The sequence below is a fragment of the Bordetella genomosp. 13 genome, from assembly GCF_002119665.1.
In the GTDB taxonomy this organism is placed as follows: Bacteria; Pseudomonadota; Gammaproteobacteria; order Burkholderiales; family Burkholderiaceae_B; genus Bordetella.
This window is the reverse complement of sequence record NZ_CP021111.1, coordinates 5,306,001-5,328,869: the sequence shown is the minus strand read 5'-3', so window position 1 is coordinate 5,328,869 and position 22,869 is coordinate 5,306,001. Positions and strand designations below refer to the sequence as shown.

Annotated in this window: 18 protein-coding genes; 6 read left to right on the top strand and 12 right to left on the bottom strand. The window is 68.4% G+C overall.

Annotated features, from left to right (window positions below):
- Positions 1 to 11: 11 nt before the first annotated feature.
- From bcsB (CAL15_RS24055) to bcsD, 6 genes are read right to left on the bottom strand one after another with little or no spacing between them, the layout of a single operon-like run.
- Positions 12 to 2,345 (bottom strand): cellulose biosynthesis cyclic di-GMP-binding regulatory protein BcsB, encoded by a 2,334-nt coding sequence (bcsB, locus tag CAL15_RS24055; protein ID WP_232468074.1) that lies wholly within the window; start codon positions 2,343 to 2,345, stop codon positions 12 to 14.
- A gap of 38 nt (positions 2,346 to 2,383) precedes the next feature.
- Positions 2,384 to 4,702, bottom strand: a complete 2,319-nt coding sequence (gene bcsB, locus CAL15_RS24050; RefSeq protein ID WP_232468073.1) for a cellulose biosynthesis cyclic di-GMP-binding regulatory protein BcsB — start codon at positions 4,700 to 4,702, stop codon at positions 2,384 to 2,386.
- 14 nt (positions 4,703 to 4,716) lie between these two features.
- Complete coding sequence (gene bcsA / locus CAL15_RS24045; protein ID WP_086080802.1) at positions 4,717 to 6,912, bottom strand: UDP-forming cellulose synthase catalytic subunit; 2,196 nt, start codon at positions 6,910 to 6,912, stop codon at positions 4,717 to 4,719.
- Positions 6,909 to 7,685 (bottom strand): cellulose biosynthesis protein BcsQ, encoded by a 777-nt coding sequence (gene bcsQ / locus CAL15_RS24040; protein ID WP_086080801.1) that lies wholly within the window; start codon positions 7,683 to 7,685, stop codon positions 6,909 to 6,911. Before bcsQ ends, bcsA begins: the two co-directional genes overlap by 4 nt.
- A 5-nt stretch (positions 7,686 to 7,690) precedes the next feature.
- A complete protein-coding gene (bcsP, locus tag CAL15_RS24035; protein ID WP_086080800.1) occupies positions 7,691 to 8,104 on the bottom strand; it encodes a cellulose biosynthesis protein BcsP in 414 nt (137 codons plus the stop codon).
- Positions 8,105 to 8,147: 43 nt separating this feature from the next.
- Positions 8,148 to 8,603: a cellulose biosynthesis protein BcsD gene (gene bcsD, locus CAL15_RS24030; protein WP_086080799.1), complete on the bottom strand. Its 456-nt coding sequence runs from the start codon at positions 8,601 to 8,603 to the stop codon at positions 8,148 to 8,150.
- 471 nt (positions 8,604 to 9,074) lie between these two features.
- Between bcsD and CAL15_RS24025 the strand changes: the two genes are divergently transcribed.
- Together CAL15_RS24025 and CAL15_RS24020 are read left to right on the top strand one after the other, a co-directional pair.
- On the top strand, positions 9,075 to 10,499 hold the full coding sequence (locus CAL15_RS24025; RefSeq protein ID WP_086080798.1) for a mannose-1-phosphate guanylyltransferase/mannose-6-phosphate isomerase: 1,425 nt from the start codon (positions 9,075 to 9,077) through the stop codon (positions 10,497 to 10,499).
- Positions 10,500 to 10,529: 30 nt separating this feature from the next.
- The gene (locus tag CAL15_RS24020; RefSeq protein WP_232468072.1) at positions 10,530 to 11,948 is read left to right on the top strand and encodes an undecaprenyl-phosphate glucose phosphotransferase; all 1,419 of its coding nucleotides are present in this window, start codon (positions 10,530 to 10,532) and stop codon (positions 11,946 to 11,948) included.
- A gap of 1 nt (position 11,949) precedes the next feature.
- Here the strand turns inward: CAL15_RS24020 and CAL15_RS24015 are convergent, their stop codons facing one another.
- Positions 11,950 to 13,209, bottom strand: a complete 1,260-nt coding sequence (locus CAL15_RS24015) for a hypothetical protein (RefSeq protein WP_157666735.1) — start codon at positions 13,207 to 13,209, stop codon at positions 11,950 to 11,952.
- Between the two features lie 14 nt (positions 13,210 to 13,223).
- Positions 13,224 to 14,012, bottom strand: coding sequence for a WecB/TagA/CpsF family glycosyltransferase (locus CAL15_RS24010; RefSeq protein WP_086080796.1), 789 nt, complete (start codon positions 14,010 to 14,012; stop codon positions 13,224 to 13,226).
- A gap of 256 nt (positions 14,013 to 14,268) precedes the next feature.
- On the opposite strand from CAL15_RS24010, the gene CAL15_RS24485 reads away from it, so the two are divergent.
- The 4 genes from CAL15_RS24485 to CAL15_RS23985 are packed head-to-tail and all read left to right on the top strand — an operon-like array spanning position 14,269 to position 17,883.
- Positions 14,269 to 15,342: an SLBB domain-containing protein gene (locus CAL15_RS24485; protein WP_232468259.1), complete on the top strand. Its 1,074-nt coding sequence runs from the start codon at positions 14,269 to 14,271 to the stop codon at positions 15,340 to 15,342.
- A gap of 21 nt (positions 15,343 to 15,363) precedes the next feature.
- A complete protein-coding gene (locus CAL15_RS23995; protein ID WP_086080795.1) occupies positions 15,364 to 16,122 on the top strand; it encodes an SGNH/GDSL hydrolase family protein in 759 nt (252 codons plus the stop codon).
- Positions 16,123 to 16,126: 4 nt separating this feature from the next.
- Complete coding sequence (locus tag CAL15_RS23990) at positions 16,127 to 17,062, top strand: glycosyltransferase (protein WP_086080794.1); 936 nt, start codon at positions 16,127 to 16,129, stop codon at positions 17,060 to 17,062.
- A gap of 29 nt (positions 17,063 to 17,091) precedes the next feature.
- Positions 17,092 to 17,883 carry a polysaccharide deacetylase family protein gene (locus tag CAL15_RS23985; RefSeq protein WP_157666733.1) on the top strand — a complete coding sequence of 264 codons (792 nt, stop codon included), beginning with the start codon at positions 17,092 to 17,094 and terminating at the stop codon, positions 17,881 to 17,883.
- Here CAL15_RS23985 and CAL15_RS23980 read toward each other — a convergent pair.
- From CAL15_RS23980 to CAL15_RS23965, 4 genes are all read right to left on the bottom strand, one after another.
- Complete coding sequence (locus CAL15_RS23980) at positions 17,863 to 19,122, bottom strand: GNAT family N-acetyltransferase (protein WP_157666732.1); 1,260 nt, start codon at positions 19,120 to 19,122, stop codon at positions 17,863 to 17,865. The two genes, CAL15_RS23985 and CAL15_RS23980, sit on opposite strands and share 21 nt — an antisense overlap.
- A 376-nt stretch (positions 19,123 to 19,498) precedes the next feature.
- Entirely contained in the window at positions 19,499 to 20,668 is a 1,170-nt protein-coding gene (locus tag CAL15_RS23975; protein WP_086080791.1) for a GNAT family N-acetyltransferase, read from the bottom strand.
- Positions 20,668 to 21,606 carry a glycosyltransferase family 2 protein gene (locus CAL15_RS23970; RefSeq protein ID WP_086081271.1) on the bottom strand — a complete coding sequence of 313 codons (939 nt, stop codon included), beginning with the start codon at positions 21,604 to 21,606 and terminating at the stop codon, positions 20,668 to 20,670. Before CAL15_RS23970 ends, CAL15_RS23975 begins: the two co-directional genes overlap by 1 nt.
- A complete protein-coding gene (locus CAL15_RS23965; protein WP_086080790.1) occupies positions 21,603 to 22,865 on the bottom strand; it encodes a lipopolysaccharide biosynthesis protein in 1,263 nt (420 codons plus the stop codon). The genes CAL15_RS23970 and CAL15_RS23965 overlap by 4 nt, the downstream gene beginning before the upstream one ends.
- Positions 22,866 to 22,869 lie beyond the last annotated feature (4 nt).

The following is a 22,869-nucleotide window of genomic DNA, read 5'->3' as shown; positions in this document are numbered from 1 at the left end:
GCGCATGGCCGTCAAGCCGACGGAGCGCGAGGCTTGCGACGGCCCAGCACCCATGCAAGCAGCAGGCCCAGCAGCGCCGCCAGCACGATCAGCGACGCCGCCAGCCCGGCCAGCGTCAGGTTCGGCGAGATGGCGGACAGCCACCAGTCGATGCGCTTGAAGAAGCCCAGTTCGCCGACATAGTAGTGATGCTCGCCCACCAGCGAATCCACCTGCTTGCCGCGGATGACGGCCAGGCTGCCCTGGATGGGACGTTCGTACTCCTTGCCGCCCAGCAAGGCCAGGGCGGCATCCTGCAGGCCCTCGGGCCGGTTGCTGGCGATCAGCACCACGCTGCGCCGGTCTTCCTGCGGCGACTCGAAACCGGCCACCACCGCGCTGACGCCGCTGCTGGTGTAGGCCAGCGCCGTACGGCGCGGCGCCTCGTCCAGGCGCGGATCGACATGGAACCAGCCCATCACGCGATACACCAGGTCGGACACGGCGAAGCGCGCGCCACGTTCATACGCCGCCGGCATGCGCTCGGCCCACTCTTTCAGCCACGTCTGGTCTGCGCCCGAGGCGATGACCAGCAGGTCCTTGCCCGACGGCGCGGAAGACGCCTGCTGCGCGCGCAGCACCGTGACGCCGGTGGCGGGATAACCGGTGGACTCGCCCATGCGGCCCATCACGGTCAGGTACGCGGCGTATTCCTGCGGGCCGGCGTTCGCGCCCAGGATGACGGCGGTTTCAGACAGGTCCGCCATGCGCGTGAACGGGAAACCGGCCTGCGAGAAGGCCGCAAGATCCGGCATCGCGATGTAGTGCGGATAGCCGCTGACGTCTATCGTCGATTCGGGATCGATGGCGCCGCGCACATTGTCGATGATGATGTCGCGGCACTCGCCCTGCTTGATGTAGTCGTACATGTAGCGGAACTGGAGCTGCGCACGCGATTTCAGCAGCTCCAGGGGCACGTCCAGCCGCGCCTGCATCGGCAGGCTCTCGTCGGGCAGCACCTGGCCGCGCAGCTTGCCGCCGTCCTCGATGCGTTCCAGCGCGAACAGCGGCATGGACTTCACGAACTGGTCGTCCACGCTGAACAGCAGCGCCGAGTTCACCGACGTGGGTTGCGGCGTATAGCGATAGTGCAGGTCCACCGGCACCTTGCCCTCGCGCCAGCCGAACAGGTCCGGCGGCACGCGCACGTCGACGCGGATGGTGTCTGGGCTGTAGCCCGACACGTTCAGGCGCTGCGCGTCGATCAACTCGCCGAAGGACACGGGCCGATCGGTGCGCAGCCACTTGGGCGCGTCGTAGGGCTTGCGCGGCTGCAGGTCCGCGAACTGCGTGATGCTGGCCGAGGGGCCGGTCAGCGTCTGGCTGCCGGTGACCAGCGCCGCGGCGGCCTGCTTCAGTTCCTTGGCATCGCGCCCCATCACCAGCAGCAGCTTGCCGTTGGGATCGTTGGGGTTGGTCACGACGGCCAGCGTCGGGCCTTGCAGCGGCGCCGGCGCCATGCCGGCCTGCGCGCCGCCGGCCGCGAACACGACCGCGTTGCCCTGCGCCGGAATCTGCGCCACCGAGGCGGGGAAACGCGCGCCGCGATAACCCGCCAGCGCGCCGAACCACGACGACACGGCGCCAGCCGCTTCCAGCACGGCGCCGTCGGGATTGCCGGCGAACACGAATGGCAGCTCCAGGCGGCGGCCATCGCGGCGGTCGAAGAAGGGCTCGGGCAGCAGGGCCAGGTCGTTGGGCAGCTGCAGCGGCGCGGTGGCCAGCTGCAGCGAGCTCTGGTTGCTGATGTTGGCCCACAGGCTGGAGTGCAGGGGATCCTCGCACTCCATCGTGTAGTGGCCGATCAGCTGCAGCCGCAGATTGCTGAACGCGGTGATCAGGTAGGGCGGGATGTCGACGGTGCGCTGCAGGTTCGTGCCCGCCGTTTCCCTGGGCACCGGTATCGTGGCGGCCACTTCGTCATTGACCAGCACATTGATGTGCGACAGGTCGGTCAACAGCGAGGGCGAATAGGCGTAGCGCAGGTCCAGCCGCGCCCCGGTCACCACCTGGTCGTTGCGCACGCCGAACGAGAAAGTATTGCTGCCGTCCACGCCGCGCAGGTTCACGGGGTATTGCGCGCCCAGCTGCTCGAGCGTGTAGCGCACGTTGGGCTGAAAGGGCGCAGGAGCGGCCGCGGGCGCGGGCTCGGCTGCGGGAGACGGCTGCGCGACACCCGGCGCACGCGCGCCGGACTGCGCCGTCGCCTGCGTGCCCAGCACGCAGCTCATCAGCAGCGCGCCCCACTTCACGATCCCGGGCCGCAGGAAGAAGCCGCGCGGCGCACGCAGGCCGGACTGACGCATGGAGTAGCTCTTTTCTTGGTGTTTGTGCGAGGACATCTTCAGGATCCGAGGCGGCGTTGCGCACGAGCGCGCAGGGACAGGTAGACCAGCACGGCAATGACCGTGGCGCTCAACAGCACCGCCAGCACCAGCAGCAGCGGATGATTGGCGAAGAACCACTGCACCGCCAGCCACGTCGGCAGGCTGCCGACGTAATAGCTCTGTTCGTTGGCCAGGGACGAGACTTCGGCGCCGTGGACCACGGCCAGGCTGCCTTCGATCTTGTCGACGTTGTTGCGGTTGGCGCGCACGGCCCGCACCGCCGCGGCCAGGCCATCGGCGTTGCTGCCGGAGACCACCACCACGCTGCGGCCGGAAGACAGCGGCGATTCCATGCCGGCCAGCACGCCGGTGGCGCCGCTGCTGGTGGATGCGACCCGCGCATGGGCCGATGCCCGGCGGTCGCGCGGATCGTCGCCTCGCCAATCCAGCGTGCGCGACAGCCAGTCGGAAATGCCGAAGCCGCGGCTGCCGTCGAAGCCCCTGGGCAGGTCGCCGTGCCAGCGCTTCAGCAAGGGCTGGTTGTCGCCCGAGGCAAGCACCAGCAGGTCCTTGCCGCGCAGCGAGTCGGCCTGTGCCGCCTGCCCCACGGTCACGCCCACGCCGGGATAGCCTGTGGACTCGCCCATCGCGCCCAGCAGGCCCAGATACGCGGCGTAGTCGGCGGGGCCCGGCTGGTCGGGCAGGATCACGGCCGTCTCCGACAGGTCGGCCATCCGCGTGAACGGGAAGCCCGCATCGGCGTAGGCGCGCAGGTCGGGCATGGGCGCGTACTGCGGCAGCCCCGAGATGTCGATCGTCGATCCGGGATCGATCGCGCTCATGATGTTGTCGACGATGCTGTTCTGGCATTCGCCGAGCTTGGCGTATTCGTAGATGTAGCGGAACTGCAGCGCCGCCAGCGGAGGCAGCATGTACGTGGGCACCTGCACCGTCGCGCGCGACTCCGACAGCGGCATGCCGAACACCCTGCTGAAGGTCTCTTCGCGCCGTTCGGAGCGCAGCGACACGCTTTGCACCAGCTGGTCGCCGGCAGTGACCTCGAGCACCGATTGATGCGCACCGGGACGCGGCGAATAGCGGTAGCGCAGGTCGATCGGCACGCCGTCGCTGCGCCAGCCGAACAGGCCCGGAGGCAGCCGCAGATTCAGATTCACCGGCGCCGGACGATGTCCGTATACCGTCAACTGGCTGGCGGGCAGCAGTTCGCCGAACTGCGTGGGACGATCGCGGCGCAGCCAGTTGGGAGCGTCATACGGCTGGCGGGCCTCGGGGGCCACCAGCCTGGTGATCGCCGCCGTGGGCCCCGACAGCGTCTGGTGGCCCAGCGCCAGCGCGGTCGCGGCCTGGCGGATCTCGGCGTCGTCGCGGCCCAGCACCAGCAGCAGCTTGCCGTGCGCATCATTGGGATTGGCCACGATGGCCAGCGTCGGGCCGGACAAGGCCGGCAGTTGCAGCGCGGGCAAGGCATCGCCCTGCCGCGCCAGCACGACCGCATGGCCGTGTGCCGGCAGCGCGTCCAGGCTCACGGGGAAACTGGCGCCGCGGTATCCCGCCAGCGCCCCCAGCCAGGACGACACGATGCCGGCGGCCTCGAGGCGACCCGCACCGGGCGCGCCGGGCATCACCACCGGCAACTCCAGCGGCCGGCCGTCGCGTGGGTCGAAGAAGGGAACCGGCAGCAGCGCCAGGTCGTTGGGCAGGTCCACCGGCACCACCGACAGTTCGAGGGCGCTGCGCGGGCCGACGTTGGCCCACAGGCTGGAATGGACGGGATCTTCGCAACTGAGCGTGTAATGGCCGATCAGCTGCAGGTCAAGACGATTGAATTCGCGCAATGCCGGCACGGGCAGGTCGACCGCGCGCTGCTGCGGCGTGCCGGCGGTTTCCTTCGGCAGCGCGATGCTGTTGGCCACGTCGCCGTTGATCTGCACCTTGATGTGCGACAGCTCGGGCAGCAGCGCCGGCGAATAGGTGTAGTCCATCAGCAGGCGCGCGCGCACCACGCGCTCGTCGGCGCGCAGGCCGAAGTCCACGCCGTTGTAGCCGTCCACGCCGCGCAGCGGCAGCCCCTGGCGCGCCCCCAGGTCGTACAGCGGCACGCTGTACGTGCGGGCGCCCGCGGGCAGCGATGCGTCGGCATCCGGCGCACCGGCTGGCATGGCCGCCTCGGCAGGCATGACGGGCTGTTCCGGCGCCGCCGCGGCCTGCGCGTGCGCCGCGCTTGCGCCGGCCGCCCACAGCAGCGCGGCCGCCAGCCTGGGCAGCATGCGCAGCCGCGCGAAAGCGGACGTGCGCGGATCGGGCCTGGAATTCATTGCGCTCCCGTTGTTCAATTTTTGGTGGATGCGGAGACCGTGCGGCGCAGCTGAGCCACGCCCCGATCGCGCGCGTAGCGCATCAGCAGCGTGAAGCCGCGCAGGCCGATGCTGGAGATGTGGCGCATGGCCACCAGCGGAGAGTCGGGCTTGCCCTGGCCCCACATCGACGCCCAGGTGTCCGCGCGCGCGAAAGTGACCTCGGCCAGTTCGCGCTCCTGCTCCAGCGTCAGGTCCTGGAAGCTCAGGCCCAGGCGGCTGCCGCGGCTGAACGTCACGACGGCAGGGAACACCCCTTCGAAGTCGCCGCGGAACACCGACACCGAGATCTGCGTTCCCTGGACAACCTGCGCGCCATCCGGCAGCACCAGACCCAGCCCGCCCTGCGAGAAATCGCTGACGCGGCAGGCCATGCGACGGCCGCCCGGCAGCGCGATGGCGGCAGGCAGGTTCACCGCCACGCGGTGCGTGTTGCGCAACTGGCGTACCTCGCCGGCCACGGCCACGGCCGCGCTGGTGATGACGATGTTGTAGACGGTCCAGACGACGTTGATCAGGATGGTCATCGCCGTATCCAGGTCGGCCGCGAATGCCATGCTGACCAGGCCGATCGCCAGGCCCACCACGTTCAGCACCAGCAGCAGCACGTACGGGCGCGCCAGCTCCCAGTCGAAGTACGACTCGCGGATCACGCCGCCCTTGGCCGTCACGTTGAAGACGGCGCGCCGGGGACTTATCAGCGTCTGCAGTGCGGGCCGCATGATGTACCAGGCGAGCACGGCCTCGTACACCTCGTTCCAGAACGAATGCCGAAAGCGCCCCTGGATGCGCGAGCTGCCGAGGCTGGACAGGACGATGTGCGGCAGCGCGTACGCCGTCACCATCAGCGCCGTGGCCTGGAACACGTGGGCGCCGAAGAACAGGAACGCCAGCGGTGTGGTCAGGAACACCACGCGGGGCAGCCCGAAGAAGAAGTGCAGCATGGCGTTCAGGTAGCACAGCCGCTGCCCCAGCTTCAGCCCTGGCCCCAGCAAGGGATTGTTGACGCGGATGATCTGCGCCATGCCGCGCGCCCAGCGCGTGCGCTGGCCGATGTGGCGCGACAGGTTCTCGGTGGCCAGGCCGGCCGCCTGCGGCAGCGCCAGGTATGCGGTGTTGAAGCCCGCGCGATTCATCTTCAGCGCCGTCAGCGCATCCTCGGTGACGCTTTCGGTTGCCACGCCGCCCACCGCTTCCAGCGACGCGCGACGCATCACCGCGCATGAACCGCAGAAGAAGGTGGCGTTCCAGAGGTCGTTGCCATCCTGGACGATGCCGTAGAACAGTTCGCCTTCGTTCGGTACGTTGCGGAAGGTCTCGAGATTGCGTTCGAACGGATCGGGGGAGAAGAACACGTGCGGCGTCTGCAGCATCGCGAGCTGCCGGTCCTTCATGAACCAGCCCATGCAGATCTGCAGGAACGAGCGCGTGGTGATGTGATCGCAGTCGAACACCGCGACGAACTCGCCATCGGTCTTGGCCAGCGCCGCATTGATGTTGCCCGCCTTGGCGTGCCGATTGTCGCTACGCGTGAGATAGCCCGCGCCGGCGCGGGCGCAGAAGTCGCGGAACTCCTCGCGGCGGCCGTCGTCCAGCACGTAGACCCGCAGGCGGTCGGCGGGCCAGTCCAGCGACATGGCCGCCAGCACGGATTGCCGCACCACGCTCAGCGGTTCGTTGTAGGTGGGGATGAAGACGTCCACCGTGGGCCAGACCTTGGCGTCCGGCGGCATCGGCATGGGTTTGCGCTGAAGCGGCCATGCGGTCTGGAAATAGCTCAGCAGCATCACCGTCATTGCATACAGCTCGGCCAGCAGCAGGCCGTAGCCGAACGCCATGTCGATGGGACTCTGGAAGCCCAGTGTCTCGGTGACGCGCCAGTACATGTAGCGCAGCGACACGATGACCGAGATGGCCATCATCACCAATGTGATGAGCCGGCCGCCCATGCGATGCAGCACCAGGGCCAGCACGATGCAGATGCCGGTGAACAGCAGCTGCTGGTACAGCTCGAACTTGACCGTGACGGCCAGCACGAACAGCACCGCGGCCGCCACGCCGGCCAGGACGCGCACCCAGCCCTTGGACCACAGCGGCAGCGACAGCAGCGCGTCGTCCCACCGCGGCGCGCCCTCGCGCCTGCCCAGGCGCGGCGGAAACAGCTTCATCATCGCGGCACGCTCCCGATACCGCGCAGGCGCTGCTCGACCCAGCCGGCGCAGGCCAGCAGGTCGGCGCGGCCCAGGCTGTGGGGATCGTGGTCCACCACCGTGCGGCCGTAGGCCAGCGCCTCGCTGACGGACTCGTCCTTGTGGACCACGCCGATGACGCGCTCGCGCAGCGACTCGCGGACCAGGCGCACGGCGTCCTTGGACAGCTGACGCGCGCCGTCGGCCTGGTTGACGATGTAGGCGTGGCCCAGGTAGCCGGCGCGGCCGGCACAGTAGTTCTGGATCAGGCCTTCGATCATCGGCAGCGTGGCATACGACGCGGCATCGGCCAGCGTCACCGCCACCACCAGGTGCGCGATGCCCAGCGACTGGCGCAGGTACTCCGATGGGCCCGGCGGCGTGTCGATCACCACCACCGTTTCCTCGGCCAGGTCCAGACTGTCGAGATGGCGCGACAGCCAGTTCGGGTCGGCCGCCAGCTGGCGCTCGAGCGACTGGCGATCGGTTTCGTTGACCAGGCCGAACGGCATCATGTGGACGCCCGAGGCGCCTTGCACGCACGCATCGCGCCACGGCGTGCCGCCCACGCTGGCGCGCGACAGCCCGCCGATGTCCTGCAGATTGCCGCCCAGGTGGAAACGCAGCGCGTTCTGCGGATCGAGGTCGACGGCCAGCACGGCGCGGCCGGCCTGGCGCAATGCAACGCACAGATTGGCGGCGATCGTGCTCTTGCCGACTCCGCCCTTGGCGGCAACGATGGCGATGATCTTCACGTGTGCTATGGCTTGGATGAGGAGCTGCCGGATTGCGCCAGTCTTGCGAACACGTTCTGCAAGGAAGGGCGCGGCTCGGCGGACGGCGTGGCGGGCGCTGCCGGGGCCACGGCCGGCGCGTCCTCCGCGGCGGGCGTGGGCGTGACGGCGGGCGCGGGAGGCGCGGCGGGAATCGATGGCACAGGCACGGGCGGCGCGGGCGGCGAGACGGCCGAGGCCCACGGCGATACAGCGTGCGTCGCCTCGACGCGTTCGCCTACCGCCGGCGGCACCATGGCCAGCTCGGGCCGGATGGCCGACAGCAATGGCCAGCGCTCGCGAGACGCCTGCGCGTGATTGGACTGGCCCAGCTCGAGGTACTGGTCGGCGTCTCCGCCAAACCGCTGGTAGAGACTCGAAATATCGCTGGCATCGTTCATGGTTCGACTTCCCGGTCGTTGTCCCGCCCGCCGAGGGGCCGGCTTATTTGCCGAAACGGAACACAACCGTTCCCAGGGCGTCCGGCTCGCCGGCCTGGGTCACGCGCAGCTGCGAGTCGGCGCCCAGTTGGCGCATCCACAACTCATAGGCGCCTTCCAGGAAGCCGGCGGTCCAGCCCTGGTACCCTTGGCCGAACGCGCCCTGTAGTGGAGCGCAGTAATGTGTCAGGGCGAGGTGGTCGGCCGCTTCGGCGATCTCGACCCAGCCCCAGTCCTGGCCGCGCCATACATGGTTGATGGCCACCTGCAGATCGGCGATGGTGCTGGTGGCGGGCAACGCGTGCTGGCGTGCGAAGCGCTCACCTGTACGACGCATCACGTTGCGCAGGTGCCCGGACGTCAGGTCCTGCGTCAGCTCTCCGGCCAGCGCGGACAGGAATCCCCGCCACTGGTGAGAGCACAGACGTTCGCTGAGATGGGTGTTGATGGCGCTTTCCACTTAGTTCCTCTGGATGGGCCCGGGCAGCGTACCCGGCTGGGCGGGCATGCCCTCGGCGGCGTACGGACAGGGTAAGAACGGCGTCATGCGCGACGCTTCGACAGGCGCGGGAACTCTCGCGGAGCGCGTGGGAAATCCGACGGACCGTGGCTGTCCCTCTGGGCGAGTCCCCGTCGGTACGACAAGGAAGGAATGCGGATTCTGCTTGCTTGCGTGGCTCGGGCTGTACGAAACCGGCATGGCAAATCTGCCAAGTGGCAAGGCGGAGCTGCGGGTTTCAGCCGCATTCTTGAAGCATGACCTTGCGTCTGGAGGCGTACCCGGGCTGGTCTGCTGCCTGGATTCGCGCAAAGCGATTCTAATATGTCGATCTGTGAAATTTAAATTTTTTGATACCCGCAGATGCAAAATTCCGGTCAAACTGACGTTTTTTGACGATTCGGTGCCCGATCGGCAACGAAGGAGTTGTGCATGTCCAGCGCCCCCGTGAAGTTGCAACCCGTTCTGCTGGCGGGGGGCTCGGGTACCAGGCTGTGGCCGCTGTCCCGCGAAAGCTATCCCAAGCAGTTCCTCGCGCTGCTGGGCGACGACTCGGCGCTGCAGGCCACGTGGCAACGCGTGTCGCAGCTGGCTGACCATCCGCCCATGCTGGTCACCAACGAGGCGCACCGATTCATCGTGGCCGAGCAATTGCGCCAGCTTGGCCTGAAGCATCCCGCCATTCTGCTCGAGCCGGCGGGGCGCAATACCGCGCCGGCCATTGCGCTGGCCGCGCTGCACGCCATGGCGCAGGGCGAGGATGCCCTGCTGCTGGTACTGCCGTCCGACCACGCCATCCTGCGGCCCGACGCCTTCCGCCAAGCCGTCGAGGCAGGCCGCGAGCCGGCGCTGGCGGGCAGGCTGGTCACCTTCGGCGTGCTGCCTGCTTACCCTGAAACCGGTTACGGTTACATACGTACGGCGCCAGAGGCGGCGCCCGGCGCGCCGGCTGCGGTGGAAGCCTTCGTCGAAAAGCCCGATGCCGCAACGGCGGCCGAATACGTCGCCAGCGGCCGCTACTTCTGGAACAGCGGCATGTTCCTGTTCCTGGCGTCGCGCTATCTGCGGGCGCTCGAGCAGCACCGCCCCGACATCCTGCAGGCCTGCCGGGCCGCCATCGCGGGCGTGCGGCACGATGGCGACTTCGTGCGCTTCGACGAGTCCGCGTTCGCCGCCTGCCCGTCCGATTCCATCGACTACGCCGTCATGGAGCGCGACTCGGACGTGGCCATGGTGCCGCTGGACGCGGGCTGGAGCGACATCGGCTCGTGGGCCTCGCTGTGGCAGCTGATGCCGCGCGACGAGGCCGGCAACGCGCTGCGCGGCGACGTGCTGGCGGAATCGTGCCGCGACGTATACGCCTATTCCAGCCATCGGCTGGTGGCCCTGTTGGGCGTCGAGGATACGGTGGTGGTCGAGACGCCCGACGCCGTCCTGGTCGCGGCCCGCGACAAAGTGCAGGACGTGCGCCGCATCGTGGCCAGGCTGCAGGCCGGCAAGCGTCCCGAGGCCACCGAGCACCGCCTGGCGTATCGGCCCTGGGGCACCTATGACTCGATCGACGGCGGGTCGCGCTTCAAGGTCAAGCGCATCACCGTGGCGCCAGGCGGACGGCTGTCGCTGCAGATGCACCACCATCGCGCCGAACACTGGATCGTCGTTGCGGGAACCGCACGCATCACACGCAGCGAAGAGGTTTTCCTGCTTACTGAAAACCAATCCACGTATATTCCGCTCGGCGTGCCTCATCGCCTGGAGAATCCAGGCTCCATCCCGCTCGAACTCATCGAGGTTCAATCGGGCGCGTATCTCGGCGAAGACGACATCGTCCGCTTCGACGATTCCTACGGCCGCTGACGCCACGTCCCGACTCACCGCGATTCGACCATGTTCCTGCGAGACAAGCCCAGCCACCACCAGAATGCGTTCATGACCCTGGCGGGCGGCGTCAGCGCGTTGCTCAACGCCTGTCCCTTCCTGCTGCTGGCGCGCCTGCACGGCCTGGACGGCCCCGTCTACCTGCAGGGCGTGCCCGGCCTGATCGCGCTGGGCGCATTCGTGGTTTTCGTGCGCTTCCGGCTGCTGGTCAGCGCGCGCACCACGCTGTGGATGCTGGGGCAGGGCGTGATGCGCTGGTTCAACGTGCTGTTCATGGCGCTGGTCGGATTGTTCTTCCTGCCTCACGACGGCACCGACGTCGAGCAGCTGCGCACGCTGCTTGCCGAATGGACAGGCATCGCGCTGGCGCTGCAGGTTGCCGGCCTGGCCGCGCTGCGGCGCGCGGCCTATCACATCAACAACTCACCCTCCAGCCGCCGCGTGGCCGTGTTCTTCGGCATGGGACCCGAGGCGCAGAAGCTCGCCATGCGGCTGCAGCGCTCGCCCATCCTGGGCATCCACATCGCCGGCTATTACGCCAGCCAGCCGGCGCAGGCGCACGACAGCATCGGCCACGTGCCGCCCTACCTGGGCGACTATCCCAACGCGACGGCGAAGATAGACGCCGGCGGGATCGACGTGGCGTTCGTGCCGCTCGACAAGGAAGGCTACGAGGCGCCCACGCTGGATCTGATGAATCGCCTGTACGACTCCACCGCCGCCATCTACCTGATTCCCGAATCGCCCTTCCTGGGCGATACCGCTGCCGACAGCGCGAACATCGCCGGCGTGCCCGTGCTGGCGCTGCACGAAACGCAGATGATCGGCCTGTCCCGTTCGCTGAAGCGCGCGATGGACCTGGTGCTGGGCTGCCTCATGCTGGTCCTGCTCTCGCCGGTGATGATGCTGGTGGCGCTGGCCATCCGGCTGGACACGCCGGGGCCCGTCATCTTCCGCCAGCTGCGCTACGGCGAGCGCGGCATGCCCATCACGGTCTACAAGTTCCGCTCGATGCGCGTGGGCAGCGACGCGGCGCAGGACGGCGTGCTGCGCCAGGCCCGCGCCAACGACGACCGCGTCACCCGCGTGGGCCGCGTGCTGCGCAAGACCTCGCTGGACGAGCTGCCGCAGCTGTTCAACGTGCTGGGCGGCTCGATGAGCCTCGTGGGCCCGCGCCCCCACGCCGCCGAGCACAACGAGATGTACCGGCGGCTGATCCGCGGCTACATGCTGCGCCACAGCGTCAAGCCGGGCATCACGGGCTGGGCGCAGATCCATGGCCTGCGCGGCGAAACGGACACGCCCGACAAGATGCAGCGCCGCGTGAAGTACGACCGCTACTACATCGCCAACTGGTCGCTGCTGCTCGACGTGAAGATCCTGTTTCGCACGCTGCTGCTGATCGTGTGGGACCGCAACGCCTACTGAATCAGCACAGGTCGAATTCCGAACGGCGGTACTGACATTCGTCAGAGCGCAGGCGCTGGCTCAGCGTGCCCGCGCGATCGCCGAACGTGTATTGCACACCCAGCCGCACGAAACGCTGGTCGTAGCTGTCCTGGGGGATGGGCGAGGTCTCGCGGTCGCGGTAGAAGTCCAGCACCCAGCGCAGGTTGTCGCGCATGGCCCATTCGATGCGCGGGCCATAGCGCCAGGTATGGACGTCCTCGCTGCCGGCACCCGACGTGATCGTGTCCTGCTGCTGCACCGTGCGCTCCACGCCCAGCCCCACCGTGATCTTCGGCGTGGCGCGCCAGCGCACCGACAGTCGTCCGCCGGTCTCGGTGGAGTACAGCACGTTGGGATTGTCGTCGTAGGCATACGGACGGCGCCACAGCCGCAGGTCGAATTGCGTCTTGGCGGAATAGTCCCAGGTCGCCAGCGCGTTGAGCGTCAGCAGATTGGTGTCCCTGCCGTCCAGATTGTCATACGTGCGCCGCAGATAGCCGATGCGCGCGCCCACCAGCGTCTTGGGACTGTAGTCCCACTGCACATTGATGAAGGCCTCATTGTCGTCGTAGGCGTCGTCCAGCAGCGCGGTCTGCGCCGGATCGCGGCGGATGTAGTCGACGCCGGTGTGGCGCAGGCCGGCCTGCGCGAACGAACGGCCCAGTCCCGAATAGAAGGCCGATACCTGCCAGCCGTTCTCGTCGCGATCGTACAGCTGGCGATTGCCTTCGAAGTCGTAGCGCACGGTGTTCTGGAACAGCGCCAGCACCGGCACGCGCAAGGCCTCGGTGACGCGCAGTCCCGCTTCGGCCTCCATGCCCTGGCGCTTCGTCATGTCGCGCTGGGGAAAGGCGCGGTTCAGGTCGTTCAGCTGCTCTTCGTGGCGAAAGCCGACGCGGCCATCGAACAGCCTGCCCGCGCGCCAGTTCAGCCCCACGTTCAGGTAGCGCGGCTGATGGTCGAGCTGGCGAGTGTTGCTGTAGCGCGCGTCGCCCACGCTGGCGGCCAGGTCCAGGCGGGTGTCGCGCGACAGCAGCGGCACCTGCGTGGCCAGGCCGATGGCGTTGAGCATGACCGCGGCGGCGCGCCGCTGGTCGGACGAATCGGGCAGGCGCGCCGGATTGCTCTGGTGCTGCACCGAGCTGGTGATCTGCACCGCATAGTCGATGCCTTCCGGAAACTCCGCGGCAGGCGCGGGTCCGCCAAGCAGCAGCGCCGACGCCAGCAGCGTGCGCCGCATGCGTGCGCACGTGGTCACACGCCGACGTTGCGCTGGCTGCGCCATTGTTTCCAGCACAGCATGGCGAACCAGGGATCGTCCACGAGATAGCGGCGCCACAGCCGACGCGGGTTGGTAAGCAGGCGCCACAGCCATTCCATGCCCACCCGCTGCAGCCGATGCGGCGCGCGACGCTGCAGGCCGATGGCGAACTCCATGGCGGCGCCCACGCACAGCACGATGCCGCCGGGCAGCGTGGGCGCATGGTGCAGGGCCCAGTTCTCCTGCTTGGGCATGCCGAGACAGGTGAACACCACGTCCGGCGAGGTCTCGCGCACCTTGCGGGCGAAGGCGCGGCCTTCGTCGCCCAGGGGCTCGAACTGCATGGACGGGCACACGATGTCGATGTGCAGGCCGGGAAAGTACTGTGCGAAACGCGCATGCAGGTCGGCCTCGGAGCCCGGGCGGCCGCCCAGCAGCATCACGCGCCAGCCGCGCTGCTGGGCTTGCCGGCACAGCGCCACGAACAGGTCGGCGCCGGTGACACGCTGCGGAAGCGGACGGCCCAGCAGCCTGCTGGCCCACACCACGGGCATGCCGTCGGCGAAGATGTAATCGGCTTTCGCGTACCGTGCGCGCAGCTCGGGCGCGGCATCCAGCCGCACGATGTGATCGACGTTGGGCGTGACGACCACCCGGGCGCGGCCGTCGCGCTGCTCGGCTGCCTGCACCAGCGCGCGAACCGCGCCGTCGAACGTCACCGCGGCGATGTCCAGCGAGAACAGCCGGGCCTTGGGCAGAGTGGGGGAGTCAGCGGACGGCATGCAGCTTTGTGTGTGCGGCAAACTTTGCAAAGAGAGGTCCCGGCAGCGTGGAAAAGTGCTATATGGTGTCCGCCGCGCGCGCCTGCGCGGGCAACGGCCACACCGGCGACCGAACGACCGGTATTGTATTTATAAAGTTTTGAGCGTGACAGTTTGCATGGGCTACTATCATGGCGACCATGAACAAGGCGATGATCTAGCGGAGATGAGGGTGCCGGCCTGCAGGTGGATACGACAACTCGCCGTCGCCGTGGCGATGTGCATTCTGGCGCCGGCGCACGCGCAGCAGCAGCTCCCCATTCCCGATCCGGTCATGCCGGCGAACGCGCAACAACAGTTGCCCATTCCCGATCCGGTGATGCCTGGACGAGCGCGGCAACAGTTGCCCATCCCCGATCCGGTAACGCCCGCGCGAGCGCAACAGCCGCTTCCCACGCCGGATCCCATCGTTCCTTCGCGGCCGCGGCAGCAATCCCCCATTCCCGAGCCCATCACGCCGATACGTGCGCAGCCCAGGATGCCCGAGCCCGTGGCGCCGCGCGGCCAGCTGCCCATACCCGATCCCGTGGATCCGCGGCGCGAGACTCCATCCGTGGCCACAGGCGCGGTGGCCGCCGTGGGCCCCGGCGATACGCTGCTGATAACGGTGGTCGGTCAATCCAATCTCGAAACGCGCGTCACGGTCGATGCCGACGGCGAGATCGTCGCGCCGCTGCTGGGCAGCATACGAGTGAGTGGACAAACGCCCTCGGCCATCGGCCGGCAGATCGCGCAGGGCCTGCGCAGCAAGGGTTTGCTCAACGACCCGCAGGTTTCTGTCGAAGTCATCACCGTGCGCAGCCGCGTGGTGTCGGTGCTGGGCCAGGTCGCGCGTCCCGGCCGTTATGCCATCGAGAACAACCTGTCGCTGCTCGAAGTGGTGGCCATGGCGGGCGGCACCCTGCCCGATGCCTCCGACACCGCGGTGCTGATGCGCCGCGGCGATGGCGGCCAGCAGCGCGTCGAGATGTTCGTGGGCAACCGCCAGTCTCCGTCGCGCATGGTGCAGGACACCGAGCTGCAACCGGGCGACGTCGTGTTCCTGCCGCAGGCGCCGCGCTTCTATATCTATGGCGAAGTGCGCGGCCCCGGCGCCTACCCTGTCGAGCATGGCCTCACCGTCATGCGTGCGCTGTCGTTGGCCGGGGGCCTGACCGAGCGCGCATCCGAAAGCCGCATCGACCTCAACCGCACCGACGTGGTCACCGGCGATATCACCAAACAGCGCGTCAAGCTCGGCGACAAGGTGCAGCCCGGCGACGTCATCCACGTGGACGAGCGCCTGTTCTGAACAGGCACGACGAGGCCCGCCATGCCTGATCGCCGTTCCTTCCTGGCCGCCCTGTCGCTGGGGCCCTTCATGTTGGGCGGCGCGGCGCGGGCCCAGAGTTCACAAGCCTATGCCGTGGTCGTGGGCGACTCCATCGCCGAGGGCGAGCCGCAGCGCAAGGGCCGCTTGAATGTGCAGGGCCGCTTCGTGCCCGATCACGTCTCGCAGCCTGGTCAGCTTTCCTACGAACTGGCTGCCGCGTCGGGCGTATTCCATTTCAACCACGGCATCGGCGGCCAGACCTCGACGGCCGTGCGCGCGCGCTGGCGCCGCGACGTGCTGGCCGAGCATGCCGATCCGGGCGACGGCCGCGGCCCTCGCACGCTGCCGGCCGGCACGCTGCCGCAACTGGCGTATCTGCACGTGGGCATCAACGACGTAGCCACCGGCGTGCCGCTGTCTGCGCTGCAGGACAACTTCGCCTACTTCGCGCAAAGCACCAGCGGACGCATGATTCTGGTGGTGGACAACATCGGTTCGTGGCTGGGCATGACCGCGCCCATGATCGAAGTGGCCGGCGCCTTTAACCGCTGGCTGGCCGACACGCTGGCGCCGCGCCATCCGCACGTGGCGGTGGTCGATTACCTGAGCTGGTCCAGCAACGGCAGCGGCAACTTCCGCACCATGGCGCCGGATCGCTTCGCCGACGGCCTGCATCCCACGATGGCCGGCTATGCCGACTTCGCGCAATTCATCCGCCGCACCCTGCAGCTGCCGCCCAACAGTCCCGTACGCTACTGACGACATGAGTGACAAGCCCGCCAAGCACGACCTGAATCCCGTCGCGGCCCCGCCTGCGGTCGATCCCAGGATCATCCCGCTGGTCATCATCTCGCCGGTACGCGACGAGGCGCAGTATCTGCGCCTGACCATGGACTCCATCGTCGCGCAGACCATGCGCCCCGTCGAGTGGATCCTGGTCGACGACGGGTCCTCCGACGCCACGCCGGACATCGTGCGCGAGTACGCGGCCAAGTATCCATTCATCCGCCTGGTGCCGCGCGAGAACCGCGGCTTTCGCAAGCTGGGCGGCGGCGTGGTGGCGGCGTTCAACTACGGCAAGGAACGCATCCTTCACACCGACTATCGCTACATCGCCAAGCTGGACGGCGACATGTCGTTCGGCCCGCGCTACATCGAGCGCATGATGGCCATGTTCGAGTCCGACCCGAAATTCGCGGCCCTGTCCGGCAAGGTCTATCGCGAAGAGGACGGCCGCTACATCGAGGAAAGCCACATCGAGGAACAGGTGGCGGGGCAGTTCAAGCTGTATCGCCGCGAGGCCTTCGAAGATATCGGCGGCTTCGTCGAACACCTTGCGTGGGACGGCATCGACATCCACCAGGCGCGCTTCAAGGGCTGGCGCACGCTCAGCTTCTACGATCCGGACGCCTGGCTGTGGCATCACCGCATCATGGGCTCGTCCGACCGCAGCATCTACGTCGGCCGCCTGCGCTGGGGCCGCGCCAACTGGTACATGGCCTATCACCCGCTGTACGCACTGGCGGCGGGCATCAACCGCATGCGCGAGAAGCCGCTGTTCATCGGCGGACTGCTGATCATCGCCGGATACCTCGGCGGCGCGCTGCGCGGCCTGCCGCAGTTCGAAGACCGCGACTTCCGTCGCCAGCTGCGCGCATGGCAGATGCGACGCCTGCGCGGCTGGCTTACCGGCCGCTAGGCGCGCCTGTTGTCCGCGAAGATATCGACATGGATCTGAGCCGCAGAGTCTCCCGCCTGGCGGGCCAGGGCAGCCGCTGGCTGGCCCGGCACGGCCTGCAGGACTGGCTGCCCATCCACGATGGCCCGGCCGTGCTCAGCATCACCTTCGACGACGTGAACGCGTCGGCCTGCACCACGGGCGCGGAGATCCTGGAACGGCACGGCTGCCGCGGCACCTTCTACGTGGCGGGCGGCCTGACCGACAAAGAGGAAGAATCGCGGCCCACGCACAGCGTGCCGCAATTGCAGGCGCTGCATCGAGGCGGACACCAGTTGGGTTGCCACGGCTGGTCGCATCGCCGCAGCACGCAGCTGCCCGCGGCGCAGCTGCGCGCGGAACTGCAGCGCAACGCCGAATTCCTGCATGGCATCACCGGCGACATCGAACCGCTGGACTTCGCCTATCCGTTCGGCGACTACGGCTATTCGGTGAAGCACACCTGCGGCCGCGTGCGCCGCTCGTGCCGCATCACGGGGGGCGGACTGCATCATGGCCGCGCCGACCTGCGCCTGCTTGGCAGCTATCGCCTGTATGGTTCGACGCTGGCCGCGGCGCAATGGCGCGCCTTTCTGGATGGCGCGCGGCGCGGCAGCTGGGCCGTGCTGAGCACGCATGGCGTCGAAGAGAACTGCGGCCCGTACGGGGCCACGCCGGAAGTGCTGGACGAGGTCGTGCGCTATGCGCTGGACCGCGGCTGCGTGATATTGCCGGTGGGCCAGGCGATCGCGCACCTGCGCGACCGCACCGGCCCGGGTCCATCAGCGTCTGCCGGCCGCTGACAGGCCTTTGTTGCCCGCAACGAAGGCCATCAGGCGGGCGAACATGCCGGCTTTCGCCAGCGACAGCTTGGGCGCGGTGCCCACACCCTTCAAGCGCATCGTGACGTTGCGCACCCACGGCTTCGAGCGCGCCCACACCTTCACGTCCTGGGCGACCAGCGCGCCACGGCCCTGCCACGTCACGGCTTGCCGCCATTCGTACAGCGGCAGGCTGTGATCGGCCCAGTCCTTCTTGTACGACTCGTCGCCGACCGTCATGTCGAACACTTCCATCCTGTGCTCTATGCCCCATTCGATGACGGCGTTCAGCAGCGCACGCCCGCACGAATAGCGCGTCCAGTCACCCTCCTCGTAAGTAGGCAGTATCCAGTAGAGGCGACCGCGGTAACAGGCGCCCCAATGCGCGGCCACCACCGTATCGCCGGCCTGGATGCTGCTGACCACCACGTCGGCGCCCGTGCCCGGTTCGAACGCCAGTTCGCGATAGAAGTCCAGGTAGCCGGTTTCCGCGAACAGGTCGCGCACACCGGTCTCGCGGCAGCGTCGCGATTTCTGCTGCGCCAGCGCCTGCATGACCGGCGGCAGCGTGCCCTCGTCGTGGCGCAAGGTGATGCGCACGGGCGCGACTTCTTCGAGACGACGCAGCTTGCGCCGCATCGTGGACAAGCGCTGCGAGGAAAGCCCCTTGCGGAACGTCTCGACGCAGTCGGGCAGCCGCGTGGCATGGGCGTTCTCGGTGTGGCGCGCCCCCGGCAGCCGGACCATGGGATTGACGGGTTCGCCATCCGCCTCGAGTTGCGCGGGCATGCGCCGCAACACGATCAGGTCGATATCCCGGATGCTGCGCACGATGGCCCGCCACAGGGCCTCGAAGGCGTTCGGCGGCAGCGTCGCCACGAAGTCCGCGGCCAGCGCCGGCGCCCGGTAGTCGCTGACGGCATCCCCAAGAAAATCGAGGACGCGCAAGCGGCAGCGGCGGTAGATGCCCAGCGGCCAGATCGCCACGGGGCGCTGCTGCGCATCGCGTACCTCGATGATGCGCGGCTGCACCCCTTGCGCGCGGCCGATGGTTGCCTGCCAAGCTCTGTTCCATTCCCAAGTCTGGAACACATAGGCGGCTCCGTCCTGCAAAACCTGCCGCCACGCGTCGCGTACCGGCTCCAACGCCTCATGCACTTGCAGCGTGAAGCCACGGAACGGATCGCCGGGCAGGGTGGGAAAGCGAAATGTGCTCGACATCAATGCCCATACTCCTATAGCGGCCGCCCGGGAAGGCGGCGGGTTACCGGCGTTGCGGATGCGAAGCCGGAAGCAGCAGGACTGGCATTCCCAAAGCCAGCGGACCAATTGTGCCGTGGTGTGTATCGGCAGGTAAATGCATGTAAACGTTCTAAGCCATAAGGGGCTTGCGAGGCGCGCACCATGGCTGTGCACGCGCGCCGCACCCGAGGTGGGCGTGATGCACCGGCCCGGATTCAGCGAGGCAGGCGTAAAAACAATGTATTTACGGGGTGATTTGCGGCATTTCGGCTTGCGCCCCCGGCCAAGGCGGTACCTCGACCAAGCCTTGCCGCCTGCTGCGCTTGTCCTAGCCCGTATGCAGGTCGCCCTGCTTCTAGCGACCGCCCGTCGATCGCCGCGCCAGCGTCCGCAGGCGCTGCACCATCCGTCGCAACCCCGGCTGATTGCGCGCCCATGCGCGCAGCCGCTGACGCGCCAGCACAACGCGGCCCGCCAACGTCCTGGCGTGATGCCATTCGTACAGCGGCAGCGTATGGTCGGTCCAATCCCGCTTGTACGCCTCTTCGCCCACGGTCAGGTCGAAGATCCCGCAGCCCTCTTCGATGCTGCGTTCGATCATGGCGGCCATCAGCATCCGGCCGCTCGAATACCTTGACCACTCGCCCGCCGCATAGGTGGGCAGGATCCAGTAGTGGCGGCCTCGATAGCAGGCGCCCCAGTGCGTGGCAACGATCTCCTCGCCCGCGGACAGGCTGCACAGGCTCACGCGCGCGCGCGTTTCCGGGCCGAACGCCAGGGTGCGGTAGAAGTCCAGGTATCCGGGTTCGGCGAACAGGTCGCGGCTGCCCGACTCGCGCCAGCGGCGCGACTTCTGCTCGGCCAGCGCTAGGAATACGGCGGCGCGGGCGTCCGCGTCGTGATGCGTGGCGATGCGCACGGGCGCCACTTCTTCGAGCCGGCGCGCGCTGCGCCGCATGTCGGCCACCATGCGCGTGGGCAGCCGCTTGCGGAAGGCCTCCATCGATTCGGGCAGCCTGGCGGCGTAGCCGTTCTCGGTGTGCCGCGTACCCGCCAGCCGCGCCATGGGATTGGCGCGCCGGCTCTCGCCCTCCAGCGTCTGCGGCATGCGCCGCAGCGACACCAGGTCGATGCCGGGCACGCTGCGAACCATGGCCCGCCATAAAGCCTCGAATACCGCGGGCTGCAGGTCGAGTACGAATGCGGAGGCATACAGGGGCGCGCGATAGTCGGTCACCACGTCGCCCAGGAAATCGAGCACGCGCAGCCGCCCCCGACGATAGATGCCCATCGGCCAAAGGGCCAGCATCCGCCCGGCGGCATCGCGCAGTTCCATCACGTACGGCCGCACGCCTTGCGCCTGGCCAATGGTCTGCTGCCAGGTGTGGTTCCATTCCCAGGTCTGGTAGACATAGCCGCGGTCGCGCTGCGCGGCCTGCCAGCGCTCGCGCAGGGCCCACAGGTTGTCGTGCACGTGCATCGTGCAGCCGCGGAACTGGTCGCCCGGAAAACGGAAGGCCGCCATCAGTGTCCGTATTCCTGGTAGCGGTGGCCGAACAGGGCGGTCACCTTGCCCGCGTTGGCCGCCATGGTGCGCAGCCAGCGCGCGCTGCGCGTGCGCGAGAAGGGCAGCGACGCCAGGGCCAGCAGTCCGGCAAGCAGCATCTGCACGGCGGCTCGCGCCCCCAGGTAGGCGGCGCGCAGCACACGGCGCGCGCCGGCCGCACGCCGCAGTTCCGCGCGCATGAACGTCTGTCCGCCTCGATATGCGCGGCGGACGATCCAGCCCAGCCGTGCGCGTTCGACAGGCACTTCCTCTTCCACCGTGGCCTCGTCGCACCACACGAACACCGCGCCCCGCGCCAGCAGCGCGCCGAACAGCACGGTGTCCTCGCCGCCGGAACGGCCATAAGCGGGATCGAACGGGCCGTCCAACGCAAGCAGCGCGCTGCGCCTCACCAGCACGTTCCCGGTGCGCGCGTCGCGCGTGGTGATGAGCGTGCCGGTGGCGTGGCGCGCACGGTCGAAATAACCGCCACGCCTTATCCAGTCAGGCGTGTCGTCGGCATAGCGGGGCAGCACGGGACCGAACACCGCGTCGGCGCCATACTGGCGCTGCGCGTGCACCAGGTGCTGCAGCCAATGGGCGTCAGGCGCTTCGTCATCGTCCACGAACACGACCCAGGGCGCCCGGGCGGCGTGCACGGCCGCATTGCGCGCCAGCGAGATGTTCGGCGTGGCCACGTGCAGGCCCGTGAACGCCATGCCGTCCCGGTCTCGCCAGCGCTGCATCACGGGCGCGGCCGAATGCCGCGGGTCGTTGTCGACCACCACGACCTGGCAGGCGTAGCGCTCGCCCTGCTGCGCGGCGATAGCCCGCAGCAGGCGCTCCAGCAGCTCGGGCCGCTTGTATGTGCAGATGCAGATGCTGAGATCCGGCACGGCCGAGGCCTGGCCGTTCATGTCGCCACCTTCGGCATAGAACGCCGCCACGCGGACCAGATCAGCACCAGGCTGACGGTTTCCACGATGGTCAATGCAATGATGGCCCCCACGGCGCCATAGCTGGGTATGGTCAGGTTCATCGACACCAGCGTCAGGGTCAGGCTGACCACCGCCACGGCCAGCGTGGCGCCGTATCGGTCCGCGCTCATCAGCGCCGCCGTGCCGATGCTGCGCGCCGCGTTGATGGCGAAGTACAGGCCCCACCCCATGACCAGCGGCTGCACGTTGGCGTATTTCTCGCCCAGCATGTGCTGCTGCAGCCAGGGCAGCGCGAGCCACAGCACGGCCACATACGCCAGCGTCACCGCTTCCACGGCGGCCGTCGACGTCAATAGCAGCCGGAACAGGCCGCGGCTGTCGTTCTGTGCGAGCTGCCGGCCTATCATCGGCCGCGCCACACGGGACCACGCCATCACCGTCATCGCGATCGGCATCAGCAGCAGCCGCGAGGCATTGAGATCCGCCGTCGCCGTCGCGCCCAACCAGGCGGCAGCCACGTACAGGTAGCTGTAGTTGATGATCCACGCCAGCACCGCGCCCGGCAGGCCCAGCCGCCCGCGCTTCCAGGCCTGGGCCACGGCCTCGCGGTAGTCGGGCGCGGCATCCGTGGCCGCGGCTTGCGGCAAGCGCGTACCCATCAGCGCCACCACATTGGCCAGGGCCAGCATGCCGAACACCGCGGGCAGGAACAGCGTGCCCATCCACACCAGCAGCCCCGTTCCGGCCAGCACGGCCACGCCGTACTGCACGTCGGTGCGCAGCACCTGAGGCGTCGAGCCCATCACGAACAGTACGCTGCGCCGGTACTCGCGCGCGGCGTTGGTCTTGACGTACAGGCCGAAGCCCAGCGCCAGCCAGGCCGGCTGCGGAATGTCGGCCCACACCGCCACGCCGGCGCAGCCGATGCCGAACAGGATGCCCACGGCCGTGCTCAGCCGGCCCTGGAACCGTCGCAGATGGGTGATGAGCGCGGCGCGCTCGCCGTCCTGCGCCCTGGCGGCCAGCGTGGTCAGCGGATTGGTGATGAGCGCCTCGGCAATGGTCGCGGCGAAGATGCCGGCCACGTACAGCTGCGCGTAGACGCCATAGGATTCCTTCGCCGTCAGGCGGATCAGGATCAGCCCTAGCGCCAGATTCAGCAGGCTCAGCCAGGCCTGGTCGATGACCGACAGGACCGCGCTGCGCAGCAACACGGGGCGGGATGCCGCGGCCGTCATGGCG